At 45.2% G+C, this 16,513-nt stretch carries 18 protein-coding genes; 7 read left to right on the top strand and 11 right to left on the bottom strand.

Going from position 1 to position 16,513, the window contains the following annotated elements; genetic code table 11:
• Positions 1-9: 9 nt before the first annotated feature.
• The 8 genes from ACIDF8_RS11735 to ACIDF8_RS11700 are packed head-to-tail and all read right to left on the bottom strand — an operon-like array spanning position 10 to position 7,169.
• Positions 10-948, bottom strand: coding sequence for an NAD-dependent epimerase/dehydratase family protein (locus ACIDF8_RS11735; protein ID WP_412010796.1), 939 nt, complete (start codon positions 946-948; stop codon positions 10-12).
• A gap of 27 nt (positions 949-975) precedes the next feature.
• A complete protein-coding gene (locus tag ACIDF8_RS11730; RefSeq protein WP_412010795.1) occupies positions 976-1,557 on the bottom strand; it encodes a D-sedoheptulose-7-phosphate isomerase in 582 nt (193 codons plus the stop codon).
• 10 nt (positions 1,558-1,567) lie between these two features.
• Complete coding sequence (locus tag ACIDF8_RS11725) at positions 1,568-2,266, bottom strand: sugar phosphate nucleotidyltransferase (RefSeq protein WP_412010794.1); 699 nt, start codon at positions 2,264-2,266, stop codon at positions 1,568-1,570.
• 2 nt (positions 2,267-2,268) lie between these two features.
• Entirely contained in the window at positions 2,269-3,438 is a 1,170-nt protein-coding gene (locus ACIDF8_RS11720; RefSeq protein ID WP_412010793.1) for a DegT/DnrJ/EryC1/StrS family aminotransferase, read from the bottom strand.
• A 14-nt stretch (positions 3,439-3,452) separates the two neighbouring features.
• Complete coding sequence (locus ACIDF8_RS11715) at positions 3,453-4,427, bottom strand: transketolase family protein (RefSeq protein WP_412010792.1); 975 nt, start codon at positions 4,425-4,427, stop codon at positions 3,453-3,455.
• Positions 4,424-5,260: a transketolase gene (locus tag ACIDF8_RS11710; protein WP_412010791.1), complete on the bottom strand. Its 837-nt coding sequence runs from the start codon at positions 5,258-5,260 to the stop codon at positions 4,424-4,426. The genes ACIDF8_RS11715 and ACIDF8_RS11710 overlap by 4 nt, the downstream gene beginning before the upstream one ends.
• Positions 5,229-6,170 carry a GDP-L-fucose synthase family protein gene (locus ACIDF8_RS11705; RefSeq protein WP_412010790.1) on the bottom strand — a complete coding sequence of 314 codons (942 nt, stop codon included), beginning with the start codon at positions 6,168-6,170 and terminating at the stop codon, positions 5,229-5,231. Before ACIDF8_RS11705 ends, ACIDF8_RS11710 begins: the two co-directional genes overlap by 32 nt.
• A gap of 3 nt (positions 6,171-6,173) precedes the next feature.
• Positions 6,174-7,169 carry a hypothetical protein gene (locus ACIDF8_RS11700; RefSeq protein WP_412010789.1) on the bottom strand — a complete coding sequence of 332 codons (996 nt, stop codon included), beginning with the start codon at positions 7,167-7,169 and terminating at the stop codon, positions 6,174-6,176.
• A gap of 217 nt (positions 7,170-7,386) precedes the next feature.
• Here ACIDF8_RS11700 and ACIDF8_RS11695 point away from each other — a divergent pair, with 217 nt between their 5' ends.
• The 5 genes from ACIDF8_RS11695 to ACIDF8_RS11675 are packed head-to-tail and all read left to right on the top strand — an operon-like array spanning position 7,387 to position 13,575.
• Positions 7,387-8,286, top strand: a complete 900-nt coding sequence (locus tag ACIDF8_RS11695) for a glycosyltransferase (RefSeq protein WP_412010788.1) — start codon at positions 7,387-7,389, stop codon at positions 8,284-8,286.
• A complete protein-coding gene (locus tag ACIDF8_RS11690) occupies positions 8,283-9,167 on the top strand; it encodes an NAD-dependent epimerase/dehydratase family protein (RefSeq protein ID WP_412010787.1) in 885 nt (294 codons plus the stop codon). The genes ACIDF8_RS11695 and ACIDF8_RS11690 overlap by 4 nt, the downstream gene beginning before the upstream one ends.
• On the top strand, positions 9,130-9,732 hold the full coding sequence (locus ACIDF8_RS11685; RefSeq protein WP_412010786.1) for a sugar transferase: 603 nt from the start codon (positions 9,130-9,132) through the stop codon (positions 9,730-9,732). The genes ACIDF8_RS11690 and ACIDF8_RS11685 overlap by 38 nt, the downstream gene beginning before the upstream one ends.
• Before the next feature lie 17 nt (positions 9,733-9,749).
• On the top strand, positions 9,750-11,666 hold the full coding sequence (locus tag ACIDF8_RS11680) for a polysaccharide biosynthesis protein (RefSeq protein WP_412010880.1): 1,917 nt from the start codon (positions 9,750-9,752) through the stop codon (positions 11,664-11,666).
• 1 nt (position 11,667) lies between these two features.
• Positions 11,668-13,575 carry an ATP-binding cassette domain-containing protein gene (locus tag ACIDF8_RS11675; RefSeq protein WP_412010785.1) on the top strand — a complete coding sequence of 636 codons (1,908 nt, stop codon included), beginning with the start codon at positions 11,668-11,670 and terminating at the stop codon, positions 13,573-13,575.
• Between the two features lie 73 nt (positions 13,576-13,648).
• On the opposite strand, the gene ACIDF8_RS11670 is transcribed toward ACIDF8_RS11675, so the two are convergent.
• The 3 genes from ACIDF8_RS11670 to flgA form a co-directional block, all read right to left on the bottom strand.
• Entirely contained in the window at positions 13,649-14,131 is a 483-nt protein-coding gene (locus tag ACIDF8_RS11670) for a flagella synthesis protein FlgN (RefSeq protein WP_412010784.1), read from the bottom strand.
• Positions 14,132-14,136: 5 nt separating this feature from the next.
• Positions 14,137-14,457, bottom strand: a complete 321-nt coding sequence (gene flgM, locus ACIDF8_RS11665) for a flagellar biosynthesis anti-sigma factor FlgM (protein WP_412010783.1) — start codon at positions 14,455-14,457, stop codon at positions 14,137-14,139.
• Between the two features lie 161 nt (positions 14,458-14,618).
• Positions 14,619-15,386, bottom strand: coding sequence for a flagellar basal body P-ring formation chaperone FlgA (flgA, locus tag ACIDF8_RS11660; RefSeq protein WP_412010782.1), 768 nt, complete (start codon positions 15,384-15,386; stop codon positions 14,619-14,621).
• Between the two features lie 274 nt (positions 15,387-15,660).
• Here flgA and flgB point away from each other — a divergent pair, with 274 nt between their 5' ends.
• The gene (gene flgB / locus ACIDF8_RS11655) at positions 15,661-16,083 is read left to right on the top strand and encodes a flagellar basal body rod protein FlgB (RefSeq protein WP_412010781.1); all 423 of its coding nucleotides are present in this window, start codon (positions 15,661-15,663) and stop codon (positions 16,081-16,083) included.
• A gap of 19 nt (positions 16,084-16,102) precedes the next feature.
• Positions 16,103-16,510, top strand: a complete 408-nt coding sequence (gene flgC / locus ACIDF8_RS11650; protein WP_412010780.1) for a flagellar basal body rod protein FlgC — start codon at positions 16,103-16,105, stop codon at positions 16,508-16,510.
• The last annotated feature ends 3 nt before the right edge of the window (positions 16,511-16,513 follow it).

Raw genomic sequence — 16,513 nt, 5'->3', positions numbered from 1 at the left:
CAGTCAAAACTAAACATTACCATAACGGGTATTTTTGATCATGGTATAGCCCTTGATCAAGTCAGCGATACCGGCACTGAGTGAGTGTGATGTTTTAAAGCCTGTGGCCTCAATTTTCGCATTGGAGACGATGTAATTACGTTGATCTGGATCTTTGCCAACAGCTGCTTCAGGGAAAATAAACTCTGGAATATGCTTTTGAATTTCTAAACACAACTCCATTTTCGATACATTTGCTTCAGACAACCCAACATTGAAGATTTGACCTTTCATTGTTTCGAAATTGTCTATGCCATGCAAAAATGCACGTGTAACATCACGCACATGCACATAATTACGTTTGAAATGAGGCTCAAACAGAACCACGAATTTGTCATACACTGCGCGGTAAGTAAAGTCATTTACCAACAGATCGATACGCATACGTGGCGACATGCCAAACACTGTTGCCAAACGGTAGCTGATAGTATTTGAGTGACTCATCAATGCCTGCTCGATTTTGACCTTTTCGATCGCATATTGTGAAATTGGACGAAGTGGTGATTCTTCGGTACAAAAGTTATTTTCATCCCCAGTCCCGTAAGCGCTATTCGTGGTTGGCATGAGTACCCATTGATCTTTGCTCAAGTTTTTGATCATCATCTCAATAGCATCGTGATTTACGGTTGAGGCACCAACCGGATCTTTGGAGCACAGAGGGGCTCCCACATAGGCAGCCAATGGGATAATCACGTCTGCTTTTTTCATTAATGGCAGCATCGTGGATTCAAGACGAATATCACCCCTGACAATATTGAAATTTGGGTGATGGCAAACATGGTTAAGACTGCTTTGGCCATACATAAAATTATCCACCACTGTGACTTTGTGACCAGCCTCTAGCAAAGCAGGCACCATGGTAGATCCTAAATAACCTGCACCACCCGTAACTAATATATTGTAAGACATATAACTTGTGTTCCTAAAAATTAATAACTATTTAAACAACTCGGCTTCTACACAACCACAAAGTGTATGGCCTAATACAATATGAATCTCTTGAATCGTAGCGGTTTCACCGCCACTGGCGATCACACAATAGTCAGCAAGAGCATTTACCTTGCCACCATCATGCCCGGAAAACACAATACTTTTGATTTGCTTCTTGCGACACTCCTCCAATGCTCTGACAATGTTTTGTGAATTACCCGAAGTAGTGATTCCCAAGAACACATCATGGTCACGCATTTTACCGATGACTTGTCTGGCAAAGACCTCATCGTACCCATAATCATTGCCAATCGCCGTCAGAATTGAACTGTCTACTGTCAGCGCCTCTGCCGCCAATGGAGCCCGGTCTTTTGCAAGTTTACTCACAAATTCCGCGGCAATATGCTGTGCATCCGCAGCTGAACCACCATTACCGGCAATATAAATACGCCCACCACGTCGATAAGCGTCTACAAGCATCTCCACCGCAGACTGAAACACCTGCTGCTGTTGGTGGTTATTCAAAAAGGCCTGTTTAGCCGCAATACTTGCTTGCAAGTTATCTTTCAACGTTTGTATATAATTCATATTATGCTCACTAAATCAACATCATCGCTGCACGTTGGTAATCTTCAGGTACACCAATATCGATAAAACGCCCCTGAGAGACCAATCCACCAATTTTATGATTTGACTGTCGAATATATTGAAACAAATCATCCTCCAGTGACAACTTTTCACCAGGCTGCCATGGCAAATCCTTGAATGCATCCTTACGCATAATATAAACGCCACCATTTGCCAACTGGCTCAAGCCTGGCGTAACCTTGAACTGTTGAATATCCCCATCATCGCTCAATGCAATCCCCATATAGCGATCATTGAGACTGACATTGAACAGGGCAAGAGTAACATTTGCAGCTTTTTGCTGATGAAAGGATTGCAGCGCGGCCAAACTCACCTCAAAGAAAGTATCGCCATTCATTACAATAAAATCTTGCTCCCCAATTAGCTGCTGATACGCAAGTAACAAGCCACCACCTGTTCCCAGTGGCTCGGTCTCTTCCGCATAAACGATAGGCACGCCTCGATACTCATTTGCAAAATGCGAGATGATTTTTTCTCGCATATAGCCCACAGAAATAATGAATCTCGATACCCCTTGATGGATCCAGTAGTCCATTTGATGCTCAAGAAAAGGCTTACCATTGATGGGGGCCATAGGCTTTGGTAAATCAGGAACTGTGGCACGTAGCCTTGTCCCCAATCCACCAGCAAGAATGATTGCTTCAAGCATGTTTAGGCTGCATTAATAATGGCGCAAATTTGGTCAATTTCTTGATCTTGCAAATCAGGGAAGTTCCCGATATAAAACCCAAAGAAATGGATATGGTCAGTAACTGGAAAATCTTTATAGGCATCCTCAGCAACAATACCTTTCAAATAAGGCTGTCTGACCTGATTGCCACCACCGGCGCTACCACGTCTAAACTCAACGCCTTCTTCACGCAGCTTGCGCATCAATCGCTCAACCAACGCATGATCTGGTTCTTTCAGGATCAAATTAAACGCATAATTACTGCTGCCTTCCAATTCGAAATCAGTTTGATACCTTGTACCATCCAGCTTGTTCAAGAACCGCTTCAAATTGTGGGTACGACGCTCTACCACAGCATCCAATCTTTTTAGCTGTTTTAAACCCAGAATGCCACCAATCTCAGTATTACGAACATTGTAAGCAGGATAGGCAAAAATGAAATCCGGGTTTAATTCCGGGAACTTTTGCAAATATTCAGTTTTAACCGCTGGGTCATTCGCCTCTCGGACCATGCCATGAGAGCGTAACATGCGAACCTGTTGATAGACTTCGGGGTCATTGGTACATACCATACCACCTTCAATCGTACTCATATGATGCGCATAGTAAAAAGAGAAATTGGACATCCAGCCAATACTACCGGCCTTTTTACCCTTGTGCGCAGCACCATGTGACTCGCAGACATCCTCAATAATCGGAATATTACGTTGCGCAAGCGCATCAATCAGTTCATCAGTTAAAGCATTAAATCCTTGTATATGACTCAAAAACACCGCACGTGTCTTATCCGTAACTTTTTCCAAAATTTGCTTGGTATCCATTCCTAGGGTACGAGGGTCAATATCCACAAATACTGGCGTGAAACCATTTTGCAATACTGAGGCCACATCAGAAATCCAAGTTAAGGGTGGAACAATGACCTCACCCCCCTCAGGGTGACGTATCTTTAACACTGCCATCGATAGTAGATTTGCAGAAGCACCGGAATTCAAAAACACACTGTATTTGACGCCCAACCACTTAGACCACTCAGCTTCAAACTCCCTCACTTTTGGCCCATTGGTTAAAATAGGATCGTCTTGCTTGAGATGCTCAATTACAGCATCCAAATCTTCACGCAAAATATTGTTTCGCATTAGCGGGAATTTCATTATCTGGTTCTTTCTTATTTAATACTTTTCAAAAAATTACTGACCTTGCTTGTCACAGTCTCTACACCAATACCAACTTGTTCGTGCAACGTCTGGCGCTCACCAATTTCAAAACGATAGGTACCAGTCACGCCAATATTTAACATGCGAATATTTAAGTGATTTCTGGCAATAAAATCAAACATCATAGCATCTAACCCGCCACGAGCAGAAAACCCCTCCTCCATCGTGACAACCGCTTGATAGGATGATAACAATAGAGTAAGTTTCTCTTGACTGAATCGACTCAAGTCAAGCAAATCTACAACACCCACTGAAACACCTAGCGATTGAAGCTTATGCGCCACTTTTAAAGCCGTATGTACCATGTAGCCAGTCGCCAGCAAACAAACATCATGACCAGACTGATGCTCAAAGAAGCCTTGTGGCAAATCAAAAGTGGCGTCCGAATATATAACCGGTAGCACTTGGGCATCCAGCCTGATATATTTGGGGCCATTATTTTGCAAACACTTTTCTGGCAATTTGGACGCTGCAATCTGATCAGCCGGTGACATGACATGCATATTGGGAATCGCACGCATTAAGGTAATATCTTCATAGCATTGATGCGTGGGTCCTGAAACAACATAACTATACCCTGCCCCCACACCAACTAGGCTGACATTCATAGGCCGGACTTCTGACAGCAACCCCAAATTGACACGAATTTGCTCGAAACATCGCATTGTAATGAATGGTGCAATTGCATAGGCGAATACCTTAAAACCCTCCAGGGCCAATCCAGCAGATACATTGATCAAGTTTTGCTCAGCGATCCCGACGTTTACAAAACGTTCTGCACAATCTGCCCTAATCTTGTCCAGCACTGGAGAGCCAAAATCTGCAGAAACAAAAAACACATTCGGATCTTTGAGCATAATCTCATAGACCGAAAGTAAAAAAGTATCACGCATTGCCTTGGGAGCAATCATGGCTGTTGAACTCATAGGCCGGCCTCCAGCAACTGATCAATCAACTCAGGCTTAATAGCCGTGATATGTGATAAGGGTGCATTGGCAAGACCAGGGACACGGTTACCCTTGCAGGTATTACAAATAATCACTTTTGGCTTGCCCTCTTTGGCAGTCTTTGCATTGGTCATTGCATTAAAAATCTCACTAACGTCATGCCCGTCGCTAACCTGATATACAAACCAGCCAAAAGCTTCAAACTTTCTTGCCAAATCCAAATGCGAAACGATTTCATCGGTGTTACCCAGCATGCTGATATGATTGTTATCTATTAACACCGTGAGATTATCAAGGCCATGCTGCGCGGCAAACATGAAGGCTTCCCAATTGGAGCCTTCATGCAGTTCGCCATCACCGGTCAATACATAAACCTGTTGGTCTGCCCCACGTTTCTTGAGTGCGAGTGCCATGCCTGAGCCAACACCTACACCATGACCCAAAGAGCCATTGACAGTTTCATATCCAGGAATAACAGGGTCAGGTATTCCCCCCAGAAAACTGCCTTCCTGACAAACGCGATTCAACTCATTCATTGAAAAATAACCTAAATCTGCCAGCATTGGATACATGCAAAGCGATCCATGACCTTTGCTAATAATGCAGCGATCACGCTCAGGCTGACGTGGGTTAGACGGTGTTTGACGTAAAAAACCGCCGTAATACAGGGTTACCAGCATTTCAATGGGGGACAATGATGATGCCACACGTGTTTCAGGAGAGCGCCGATGAATTTTCAGCGTTTCCTCCCAAACCCAGCGCGATTTGATGCGCAAATCCTCAACGGACAATATTGGCAAGGTACCATTCATAGGTAATCTTCAATCCTTCGTTCAATTTAACATTGGCTTGCCATCCATAATCGTTTATTCGACGGCTATCTAACAATTTTCTTGGTGCACCATCAGGTTTTGAAGTATCCCAATCGATCTCTCCCTGATAACCGGTAATTGCGGCAATGTGATGGGCAAGCTCTTTGATGGAGTAATCCTCGCCTACCCCAATATTTACTGGTGTATCAATAGTCAAGCTTTCATTCTCAAAAATGAAAATGCAAGCGTCCGCAATGTCGTCTGAAAAAACAAACTCCCGCCTTGGCGAACCTGTTCCCCACAATGTCACTTTATCAACACCACTGACTTTTGCCTCATGGAAGCGATTCATCAGTGCAGACAACACATGACCTGATTTCGGGTCAAAATTATCATACGGACCATACGCACTATTGGGAATCAAAGAAACAAAACGTTGACCACCATATTGGCGATTGTAAGCTGCGCATAACTCAAGCCCCGCAAGCTTGGAAAGTGCGTAAGCAGAACTGGTTGGTTCAGGCTTGCCAGTAAGCAAGATATCTTCCGCCATCGGTTGTTCACAGACTCTTGGATACATGCAGGATGATCCAAACAAAATCAACCGTTTAACCCCAACGGAATGTGCAGATCGCAGCACATTCAATTGTATATAGAGATTCTCGTTAATAAAGTCCGCAGGGAAAGTTTTATTCTCGACTATGCCACCAACTCGACCTGCTGCAAGTATCACATAATCAGGCCTATGCTCATTGAAAAATTGCTGCGTAGCTTTGGAATCCGTCAGATCGAGTTCCTCATGCGTCACGCACAACAAATTATGATAACCTAAGCTGTCAAGACGCCTACACAGGGCAGAGCCTATCAGACCTGTGTGTCCAGCAACGAATATTTTTTCTTGTTTGTTCAACGCTTACAGTCCATTTGGTTGATAAAGTACTACTCTGCTACCAGAGTTTTCGAATTTGAATGGTACATGCACTAGGTGAGCGAGTGCAGATTTAACCTCCGCTTGTAGCTCAGGTTTCACAAACAGCAACAAAAAGCCTCCTCCGCCAGCGCCCAGCAATTTCCCACCGATGGCACCAGCCTGCATGGCTTTTGCATACAGTTGGTCAATTTCTTGATTGGAGACCTTGTCGGATAAAGAGCGTTTAAGTTGCCAGCTTTGATCCAGCAAATGACCAAAATCCTCGATAGACTGATGCTGGTTTTGCAAGATGCCAATTGCCTCATCCACCATCTGATGCATACGATTGAGCTCTAATTCGCGCTGATTCAGATTTGCAATCTTAGATTCAGCGACTTCAGATGCAATACGTGAAAGACCAGTGAAGAAAAGCATCAAATGTGACTCAAGCGCAGACTTTCTTTCATTTTTCAAAATGATAGGCTCAACATCGAAGCTGTCGTCAGCGTTAAACACTATTTTATTGAACCCGCCGAAAGCGGCCGAAATCTGATCTTGTGACCCAACATTTTCGCGTATGATGTTTTGCTCAATGTGAATGGCATCCTGAGCCAATTGAGATTTGCTTACAATACTTCCATCCAGTGCGGCCAGTGCGTTAATTAAGCCAACCGTAAAAGCTGAGCTTGAACCCAACCCGGACCGAGCTGGCAAATCACCATCATGATGGATCTCAAGACCGCTCTCTACAGCCGCCCAACGCAAAACCTCGCGCACAGCAGGATGCTTGATTTCATCCAACTCTCGAACACTCTCAATCACTGAATAGACAATGCGGTGCTTATGCTCGAAAAACTGAGGCAAATGCCGACAACTGATATAGCAATATTTATCAATCGTTGTTGCTAAAACAGACCCACCGTATTTTCTGAACCACGGTGGATAATCGGTCCCCCCCCCAAAAAAAGATACTCTGAATGGCGTTCTTGTGACTATCATTTGAAAAATTTAATTGATTTAATTGTTAGATTTTTTTAAACAAGCGATTTTATCTTAAGTCTCAAAAGCCACAAAGCAAAATTCAAAGTAATTTAGTATTTAGCTAAAAATACAGAGAAAATATGGATCACAATTGTCATGTAATTATCTTTGCGCCTCAAGCTACAAAAACACTCAGAAAAGCTTAAAATTAATTATTCTTGACGTAGACGCCCTCATGAAAAAAGTTTGCATTCTTTTAGCGAGTTATAATGGCCATAACTGGCTTACTCAACAAGTTAACTCTATTTTAAATCAAAGCTATACCCATATTGATATTTATATTGCGGACGACAACTCTACAGACTTAACACTGTCAGTTATTAAAGATCTCCTTGCTCATCATCCGACTATCAACCTTTTACCAACAACTAAAAAATTTGGCAATGCTGCCCAAAATTTTTTTAGATTATTGAGAGACGTCGAAATAGACCAATATGAATATATTGGATTTTCAGACCAAGACGACATATGGGACAGAGACAAAATATGGTTGGCAATTAGGTCACTTGAATCAAGTAACGCTGATGGCTACTCAAGTAATATTACAGCACTTTGGGCGGATGGTAGAACCAAACTCATTTCCAAATCACAACCTCAAAAAAAATATGATTACATGTTTGAATCAGCCGGCCCGGGTTGTTCCTTTGTGATTTCGCAAAAACTGGCGCTGGCAATTCAAGAATTGCTCAGAAAAAAACAAACCGAACTAAGTGCTGTTGCTTTGCACGACTGGTTTATTTATGCATTTGCAAGATGTAACAACTATAAATGGTATATAGATCCCACACCTACAATTTTATATCGTCAACATGCTACAAATGTAGTTGGAGCTAATACTGGCATGAAAGCATTTATAGCGAGACTATCGAAATTAAAACAAGGATGGTATTTGCAGCAAATCCTCTTAATTGCCAAAGAACTTGGTTATCAGGAAGCTGAACCTATTAAAAAAATGATCAACCTATGCATTTGGGATCGTTGCTACCTCGCAATATTTGCCCATCAATTTAGACGACGACTACGTGATCAGCTGGGCTTTGCCTTTTTTGTTTTGTTTTTAGCCAAAAAATCATGAATTTATTGATTACTGGTGCCAATGGATTTGTGGGTGCATCATTGAGCAAAATGCTCGTCAACCGCAAGCACGACGTCACAGCATTGCGTCGGGATTTTAATCTAGCAGAATTACCTTTTGATTATTACGAGTGCCTAATTCATCTTGCAGGACGTGCACACGTCATGCAAGAAACCACAGACGATATTTACTTAGCTTATAAAGCAGTGAATGTAGACTACACACTTAAGGTGGCTGAGTTAGCGAGATCATTGGGAATAAAACGTCTTATTTTCTTGAGTTCTATTAAAGTGAATGGTGAGGTTACAAACGTACCATTCAACGAGTCTGATACACCGGCACCGTTGGACGCATATGGTCAAACTAAATTAGAAGCTGAGTTATTATTAAAAGTTTTTTGTACCGAGCATGAAATAGAGTTGGTAATTATTAGAGCACCTTTGATTTATGGGCCAGGAGTCAAAGCTAACTTTAAATCATTGATTCAACTCTGTAGGAAACCAGTTCCGCTACCGTTTGGATCTTTACGCAACAAGCGTAGCCTTGTGAGTTTAGATAATTTGAATAATTTTATTGAGTTATGTTGCATCCATCCAGTAGCAGCTAATCAGACCTTCCTAATTTCTGATGATCAAGATATTTCAACTAAACAACTTGTCAATACGATAAGAGCAGCATTAGGACAAAATTCATGGCAACTTCCGATACCAGCATCCCTTTTATCTATTTTTTTTAATCTCTTAGGTAAACATTACCTGAATGAACGTTTGTTAAGTAACTTGCAGCTGGATATAAGCAAAGCAAAACGACTTCTTAATTGGAGGCCAGTTATAAACTTCGAAGATGGCATTAAACAAACTGTGGCAAATTATGTGGATTAAGAGAGTTTTAGATATCGTACTGACTTTGATCGCAACAGTCTGCTTAAGTCCATTTTTATTCATCACTTATTTATTAGTGAAACTAAGCTCCAAAGGCCCCGCGTTATACTGGAGTAAGCGAGTCGGTCAGCAAAACAAGCTTTTTAGCATGCCAAAATTCCGGTCTATGTGTGTTGGAACTCCTCAAATTGCCACTCATTTGATGAATCAGCAAGCGGATCCCAATGCATTCTTAACACCGGTAGGAAGTTTTATCAGAAAAACCAGCCTGGACGAGTTACCGCAATTATGGAGCGTGCTGAAAGGGGATATGTCTGTTGTTGGTCCGCGCCCTGCGCTTTTCAATCAAGACGATTTAATCGCATTACGCACTGAAAAGAACGTTCATACACTTAAACCAGGCATCACTGGGTGGGCGCAAGTAAATGGACGGGATGAAATTCCCATTCCACAAAAAGTGGCGCTGGACGAATACTATCTAAAGCATCAATCAATTTGGTTGGATATTAAGATTATCTGCATGACAGTGATCAAGGTCATCCGGCGTGATAACATCACACATTAATTGATTATTTGATTGCTATGCTCAGGCTACCGGCACGCGTTTTGTCTTTTTTTGCGTTTACTCATGATGTGGTCGTTGTGATCGCGGCATGGGTATTTGCGTTCTCATTACGCTTTAACTTCCAGATACCGTCCAATTTTGTACAGTATATCTGGCAGACATTGCCTGTGATTTTTGCCATTCATGCGATCTGTTTTTATAGCTTTGGGCTGTATAAAGGACTTTGGCGGTTTGCCAGTCTGCCCGATTTAAAACGGATTATGCGCGCGGTCGGCTTTGCTGCATTACTGAGTGCGGCTTATGCCCTGTTGGTGCACCCTGGCATCATCATCCCCCGCTCTGTGTTGATCATGAATCCTATGTTACTCATTTTAGCAATGGGTGGCAGCCGTTTTTTATATCGGGCCTGGAAAGAGCGGCGCTTATTTAATGCGGTCGCGCTGCAAGGTAAGCCGGTAATTGTGATCGGGGTTGAGGATGCTTCTTTTAACCTGATCAAAGAGCTCAGTAAAAATCCGGAATGGCGTGTAGTGGCGATGATAGATCCTGCGAACAAGCTGATTGGCCGGGAAATTATGCATACCAAGGTCGAGGGGTGCTTGGAGGATATTCCGGCGATTGCTGCACGTTACAGCTGCCAGCACTGCATGATTGCAATGCCAAGTAGCCGGCACCAGAAGCGTAGATTGGCCGTAGAAGCCGCGCGAAAAGTGCCTGCAATGGAAGTATTAACCCTGCCCGCCATGTCTGACCTGATTAGTGGCCGGGTGAGCCTTTCTCAAATTCGCAAAATTGATGTGGAAGACTTGCTGGGCCGCGATGTGGTGCAACTGGACACCCATGGCTTGAGCTTGATGTTGGCAAACAAAGTGGTGTTGGTCTCTGGCGCAGCGGGCTCGATTGGTTCTGAGCTGTGCAGGCAAATTCTGAGCTTTCACCCGGCGCAGTTAATTTGTCTTGATATCTCGGAGTATGCGCTGTATACCTTACAGCAGGAATTTAGTCAGTCAGTCACAAACACCGAGTTAGTCTATCTGGTCGCGGATGTCAAAAATCAAAGCAGGATGCAACGCATCTTGCAAACTCATCAACCCGAGGTTGTGTTACATGCCGGGGCTTACAAACATGTGCCTATGATGGAGCATTTTAATGTGGTGGAGGCCTTGCAGAACAATGCCTATGGCACCTACCAGATTGCAGCAGCCTGTCAGGCGGCCAACGTGCCTACCTTTGTGCTGGTCTCAACCGATAAAGCAGTGAATCCAACCAATGTCATGGGCGCCAGCAAACGTCTGGCCGAGCTGATTTGTCAGGGCTTGCAAAACAAGCAAAGTCATACCCGCTTTATTACGGTGCGCTTTGGCAATGTGCTGGGGAGTAGTGGAAGTGTGATCCCCAAGTTTCGCGAGCAAATCGCCCATGGCGGCCCAGTCACGATTACCCATCCCGAGATCACCCGCTACTTTATGTCTATTCCTGAAGCAGCACAATTGGTTTTGCAGGCCGCGATTATGGGCAATGGCGGTGAAGTATTTGTGCTGGACATGGGTACGCCGGTCAAGATCGTTGATCTGGCACGCGATATGATTAAACTCTCTGGTTTGCAGGAACAAGAGATACGCATTGAGTTTACCGGCTTGCGTCCTGGTGAAAAGCTTTATGAAGAATTGCTGGCAGATGATGAAAACACCTTGCCGACCAGCCATGAAAAATTGCGGATTGCCCAAGCCCGCAGCGCGGATATTATTTGGCTAACACAATTACTGGAATGGCTTGCTGCTGTCCCACATTTATCAGAAGCTCAAATCAAGCAAGATTTGCAGCGTTGGGTTGAAGAATATCAACCTGATACCCGTCCTGCGCCTTCTGCTTCGCACAGCGCCTCATTGTCAACGTTAGAAAAACTGCCCTCCCCTTCGCAACAGATACACTGATATGCCCTTAATCACACTCAAACAGGCCAGCCTGGCCTTTGGTCATGTGCCATTGCTGGACCAAGTCAATTTTCAGCTGGATAACAAGGAGTGTGTCGGCATTATTGGCCGCAATGGCACCGGAAAATCCAGCATGCTGAAAGTGGTGGCCGGCTTGACCAAGCTGGATGATGGCGAACTTTGGCGCGACCCAGGGAGCAAGATTGCCTATGTGCCGCAAGAGCCAGCCCTGGATGACAGCCATGATGTGTTTACCGCCGTTGCACAGGGGTTGGGTGCAGTCGTGACTCAACTTAAGGAGTATCACGAACTGTCAGTGCAGTTGTCACACGCGCAAGAGACGCAAGCCCTGCTTGATCGCATGCAAGTATTGCAACACAAGCTGGAGGCTGAAAACGGCTGGGCGCTACAATCCCGCATTGAGTCTGTATTATCCAAGCTTGGGCTAGAAGCCGAAACACCGATTGCAACACTCTCTGGCGGTTGGCGTAAACGCGTCGCATTGGCTCAGGCATTGGTGCAAGCGCCCGATGTCTTATTGCTGGATGAACCGACTAACCACCTGGACCTCGAGGCCATCGTCTGGCTGGAAGAGTTGCTGCTGGGCTTTCAAGGCAGTGTGATGTTGATTACGCACGACCGCCGCTTTCTTGACCGTCTATCTACGCGCATTGTCGAACTCGACCGCGGAAACTTAACTGAATTTACAGGCAACTATAGCCAGTATCAGATCAAGAAAGCAGAGTTGCTGACCGTAGAAGCGCAGCACCAGGCCAAATTCGACAAGTTTTTAGCGCAAGAAGAAGTTTGGATCCGCAAAGGCATAGAAGCCCGGCGTACCCGCAATGAAGGCCGCGTCAGAAGACTGGAACAATTGCGGCTTGACCGTGCAGCACGGCGTGACCGTCAAGGTCAGGTGCATTTGCAACTGGATGCGGGCGAGCGCTCTGGCAAATTGATTGCCGAACTGCAAGATGTACACATGGCGTTTGGCGAAAAAGTGCTGATCAATCGCTTTAGTACCCGCATCATGCGTGGCGACCGCATAGGCCTGCTTGGTCCGAATGGAGTGGGTAAATCTACGCTGCTCAAGCTCATCCTGGGTGAGTTAGCGCCTAGCGCGGGCACGGTACAACTGGGCACCAATATCCAAGTAGCCTACTTTGACCAGATGCGTGAACAACTCAATCCGGAAGCGACCTTGATGGACACCATCAGCCCAGGCTCCGAGTATGTACAAATCGGAGAGACACGCACGCATGTCATTGGTTATCTCGAAGATTTTCTGTTTGCCCCTCAACGTGCACGCTCCCCGGTGAAATCTTTGTCTGGCGGTGAACGTAATCGTTTATTGCTGGCCCGTCTGTTTGCCCGCCCAGCCAATGTCCTGGTGCTCGATGAACCGACCAATGACCTGGATATTGATACGCTGGAACTGCTGGAAAACCTGCTGCAGGATTATGCTGGCACCCTCTTTTTGGTCAGTCACGACCGGGCGTTTTTGGAAAATACAGTCACCCAGGTAATCGCGTTTGAAGGCCAAGGAAAATTAACTGAATTTAGTGGCGGCTATGATGACTGGCTACGTTTTAGCCAGCAACGTGAGGCTGCAAGCAAACCAGTTGAAAAACCGTTAGCGGCTGCTAGCCAACCCACCAGTGCAACGACGGGAGGGAACTCACCCGCCCGTAAAAAATTGAGTTTTAAGGAACAACGTGAACTTGAAGCGTTGCCGACAGAAATCGAACAGTTGGAGCAGGAACAAACGGCAATCCAGGCACAATTTGCACAAGGGGATATTTACAAGCAAGCGCCGGAACAGGTAAAACTACTGCAGGAAAGACTGGATGCAATCGAGGCGTTGATTCTGGAAAAGCTGGAGCGCTGGGAGTGGCTGGAAAACCAATAAGCTCAACTATTCAGATTGTTGAGTCAGTCAAATGCATCGTGCGTGCAGGCATGTGTTCTAGCGTCTGGAGACGCTAGACGGCAAAGCTAGTGCGTGAGCTATGTCCAGCATGGGTTTGACCATTCTTGCCATAAAATTGCATGGCATTAGGCGACTTGCCCTGAATAGCGTCTAACTTTTCCTGATTACGTTGAAAATGCTTGGTGATGAGAATACCGTTAACGCGGTTAAGCTCTTTGGCCTGAGCCAGTTTTTTTTGAAACTCTGCCCATGCTGCATCCATGACATTACCGTAACGCAACTCCAGCCATTTGGCCATGCCTTTTTCATTGGCTTCGAAGCCAGCGGCGGATAAGGCAGCGTAGCGCTGCTTTGCTGCTTCACCCAAGGCTTGCAGCAGCGATACCCGTTTATCAATAATCTGTTCGATGGTGTTTAGGTCTGCTTTCACCAAAGCTTTTTGTTCATTCTGCAAATCATCAATCAATGCTTCAACCAGATTGGCATCCGCTTCAAAACTAATCTGAGGGATCGCGTTACGATTTGCAGTATTCATACCTATCAACCTTTTTTCGAATGGATTAAGTCCTTAACGGTTTGTAATAAGCCGTCAGCCACTTTGCCCGTGTCTACCGTAAAGTCTCCACGCGCAATTGCACTTTTAATTTCATCCACTTTGCTGGTATCAAACACCTCTGTCGAGGCGATGCCAGCTTCAATGGACTGCATCTGCACCGAAGCCGCGGACAACGTTACATTGTCTTTGCTGGCAGGTGTTGCCGATGCGGTGGTCTTTTCGGCACTTTTGCTACTGGTGCCTTTATCTAATACTGGTTTATCTACACCAATCCCAAGTTTCTTAATCGAGTCTGAAATGTTCATGCTATCCCTCTGCCTTGATATATGAGTTTGTCGGGTGACTAAACCCTCATTGATTAACAGTTCTATCGGCATAGTTTAAGCGAACTTTAGTTCTTAATATAGTTTTTATCTCAAGATTCTGATCGAGAAGCGTTTTTTCATGTTTAGAGTAGCCAGTCTCACTAATATCTAACGTCTACTTTTCCACTAGACAATGCAACGCCTTTAATCACCTGACCGCTGCTGACTTTCACATCCACTACCTGGCCAGCATTGGCTGTTTGTAATGCAGTTCCGTCAGCGCTCACCACAAATCCCTCACCACGGCTGTTTAACTGTACGGTCTGACCCTGCATAATCACAGGTCTCGATTTGAGCAACTCAGGCCGTAACACTGTTCCAAGTGGCATGTTCAACGCAGCTTGCTTACCTTCAAGCATCGCCACGTCAGTGATAATTCCCGCTGGCAGTTTGCTGAGATCCCCGGATTGCAACACCACGTCATTCGGGCTCAGTAATGCACCCTGGCTAACGGGGACGGCAGTGACAGCATATTCCGCCCATACTTGTACATCTGCTTGCACGTAGAGCGTCCACAATTTGCTCTCTGCTTGCAGACAACGCACCCCTATGTGGGTTTTACCCCACAAGCGCGAGCCCGGCACAGTAAAGCCTTCCATCATGTCACAAGCAGCAATCCGCACGCGACTATCCAATGGCTGGATATCAACATTGACTTTGCCCGGATAACCTTGCGTCTGGCTTTGCACATATTGCACAGCTGTTTGATAGACGCGGCTGTGCATGTCTGCGGACACAGGTTCAGTTGCACGCTGGTTAGCAATCGTCGCAGCGGTAGCCGTGCGGTCAGCTGCCAGCAAGGCATGGTTGAAGAACCCTGTCAGGGTGATCAACATGGCACACAAAAATGTAAGCAGACGAGGTTTCATGAGCACTCATTCTACGCACAACGTCCAGTACTAAATGCTCAAATAAAGGGGATTTACCGCATCTAATTCAGAAATTGTTCATAAATGTGCGGCGTACACTAGGCATAGCTAGTAAAAGTGACTCAACCAACAAGATGTAACGAGTTATCAGGATTAACGGCAGTCTCTTGCAAAGCTTTAGGATTTTTTTGAATAAAGATGTTTGGGGCCAAGCGATAACTACCGCCAACCCAAGATTAAAGCCAGAGATTAAGGCAAGTGAAAGGAATCAACGATGATCAACAAATTAGACGCCGCACTGAATTTTCATCAGACGGCATTGCGTGTGCGCAATGAACGTCAAGAGCTGTTGGCATCAAACATCGCTAATGCGGATACACCGCAATACAAGGCGCGCGATATCGACTTTAAGTCTGCCATGCAAGCGGCCTTGCAACCCAGCAGTAGCGCAGGGACAGAAACACGCGGACTGCAAAAAACCGACTCAGGACATATGCAAGGCCAACCGAATCAAGGCTATGCAGGCCCTGGCGACCCATTGTTCCGTTCTGTGACGCAAGCTTCTGTAGACGGTAATACGGTGGATATGGATGCTGAGCGTAATGCTTATGTTGATAACGGCATCCGTTACGAAGCAAGCTTAACCATGATCACGGGCCAGATCAAAAAAATGCTGACAGCAATCAATGGCCAGTAATTGAGTAAGGAGTACTGACATGTCTTTATTTAATGTATTCAAGATTTCCGGCTCTGCCATGAGCGCACAATCCATGCGTCTGAATACCGTAGCCAGCAACCTGGCTAACGCGGACAGTGTGGTTAGTTCTGATGGCAAACCCTACCAGGCCAAACAGGTCGTGTTCAAGGCCGTACAAGATGCAGCCAACCAGAACGCCAGTACCGTCGCGGTTGACAGCGTGATTGAAGACAACCGCCCGGGCAAAATGGTCTACGACCCTAAACACCCGATGGCAAATAACGAAGGCTATATCACCATGCCAAACGTCAACGTGACGGAAGAGATGGTGAATATGATCTCCGCCTCCAGAGCTTACCAAAACAACGTGGAAACCATGAATGCGGCCAAGACCATGTTGCTTAAAACACTCAATATTGGTCAATAACCT

This window comes from Methylophilus sp. 3sh_L (assembly GCF_046766015.1).
In the GTDB taxonomy this organism is placed as follows: domain Bacteria; phylum Pseudomonadota; class Gammaproteobacteria; order Burkholderiales; family Methylophilaceae; genus Methylophilus.
The sequence above is the reverse complement of the archived record's forward strand: the minus strand, read 5'-3'. Positions and strand labels throughout refer to the sequence as shown.

Excerpts from the sequence above, each read along its gene's own strand:
- ACIDF8_RS11720 (WP_412010793.1), bottom strand. The coding sequence starts at position 3,438 with ATGAAATTCCCGCTAATGCGAAACAATATTTTGCGTGAAGATTTGGAT.
- flgC (WP_412010780.1), top strand. The coding sequence starts at position 16,103 with ATGTCTTTATTTAATGTATTCAAGATTTCCGGCTCTGCCATGAGCGCA.
- ACIDF8_RS11725 (WP_412010794.1), bottom strand. The coding sequence starts at position 2,266 with ATGCTTGAAGCAATCATTCTTGCTGGTGGATTGGGGACAAGGCTACGT.
- ACIDF8_RS11680 (WP_412010880.1), top strand. The coding sequence starts at position 9,750 with ATGCTCAGGCTACCGGCACGCGTTTTGTCTTTTTTTGCGTTTACTCAT.
- flgA (WP_412010782.1), bottom strand. The coding sequence starts at position 15,386 with ATGAAACCTCGTCTGCTTACATTTTTGTGTGCCATGTTGATCACCCTG.
- ACIDF8_RS11710 (WP_412010791.1), bottom strand. The coding sequence starts at position 5,260 with ATGAATGGTACCTTGCCAATATTGTCCGTTGAGGATTTGCGCATCAAA.
- ACIDF8_RS11675 (WP_412010785.1), top strand. The coding sequence starts at position 11,668 with ATGCCCTTAATCACACTCAAACAGGCCAGCCTGGCCTTTGGTCATGTG.
- flgB (WP_412010781.1), top strand. The coding sequence starts at position 15,661 with ATGATCAACAAATTAGACGCCGCACTGAATTTTCATCAGACGGCATTG.
- ACIDF8_RS11685 (WP_412010786.1), top strand. The coding sequence starts at position 9,130 with ATGGCATTAAACAAACTGTGGCAAATTATGTGGATTAAGAGAGTTTTA.
- ACIDF8_RS11700 (WP_412010789.1), bottom strand. The coding sequence starts at position 7,169 with ATGATAGTCACAAGAACGCCATTCAGAGTATCTTTTTTTGGGGGGGGG.
- flgM (WP_412010783.1), bottom strand. The coding sequence starts at position 14,457 with ATGAACATTTCAGACTCGATTAAGAAACTTGGGATTGGTGTAGATAAA.
- ACIDF8_RS11730 (WP_412010795.1), bottom strand. The coding sequence starts at position 1,557 with ATGAATTATATACAAACGTTGAAAGATAACTTGCAAGCAAGTATTGCG.
- ACIDF8_RS11735 (WP_412010796.1), bottom strand. The coding sequence starts at position 948 with ATGTCTTACAATATATTAGTTACGGGTGGTGCAGGTTATTTAGGATCT.
- ACIDF8_RS11715 (WP_412010792.1), bottom strand. The coding sequence starts at position 4,427 with ATGAGTTCAACAGCCATGATTGCTCCCAAGGCAATGCGTGATACTTTT.
- ACIDF8_RS11670 (WP_412010784.1), bottom strand. The coding sequence starts at position 14,131 with ATGAATACTGCAAATCGTAACGCGATCCCTCAGATTAGTTTTGAAGCG.
- ACIDF8_RS11695 (WP_412010788.1), top strand. The coding sequence starts at position 7,387 with ATGAAAAAAGTTTGCATTCTTTTAGCGAGTTATAATGGCCATAACTGG.
- ACIDF8_RS11690 (WP_412010787.1), top strand. The coding sequence starts at position 8,283 with ATGAATTTATTGATTACTGGTGCCAATGGATTTGTGGGTGCATCATTG.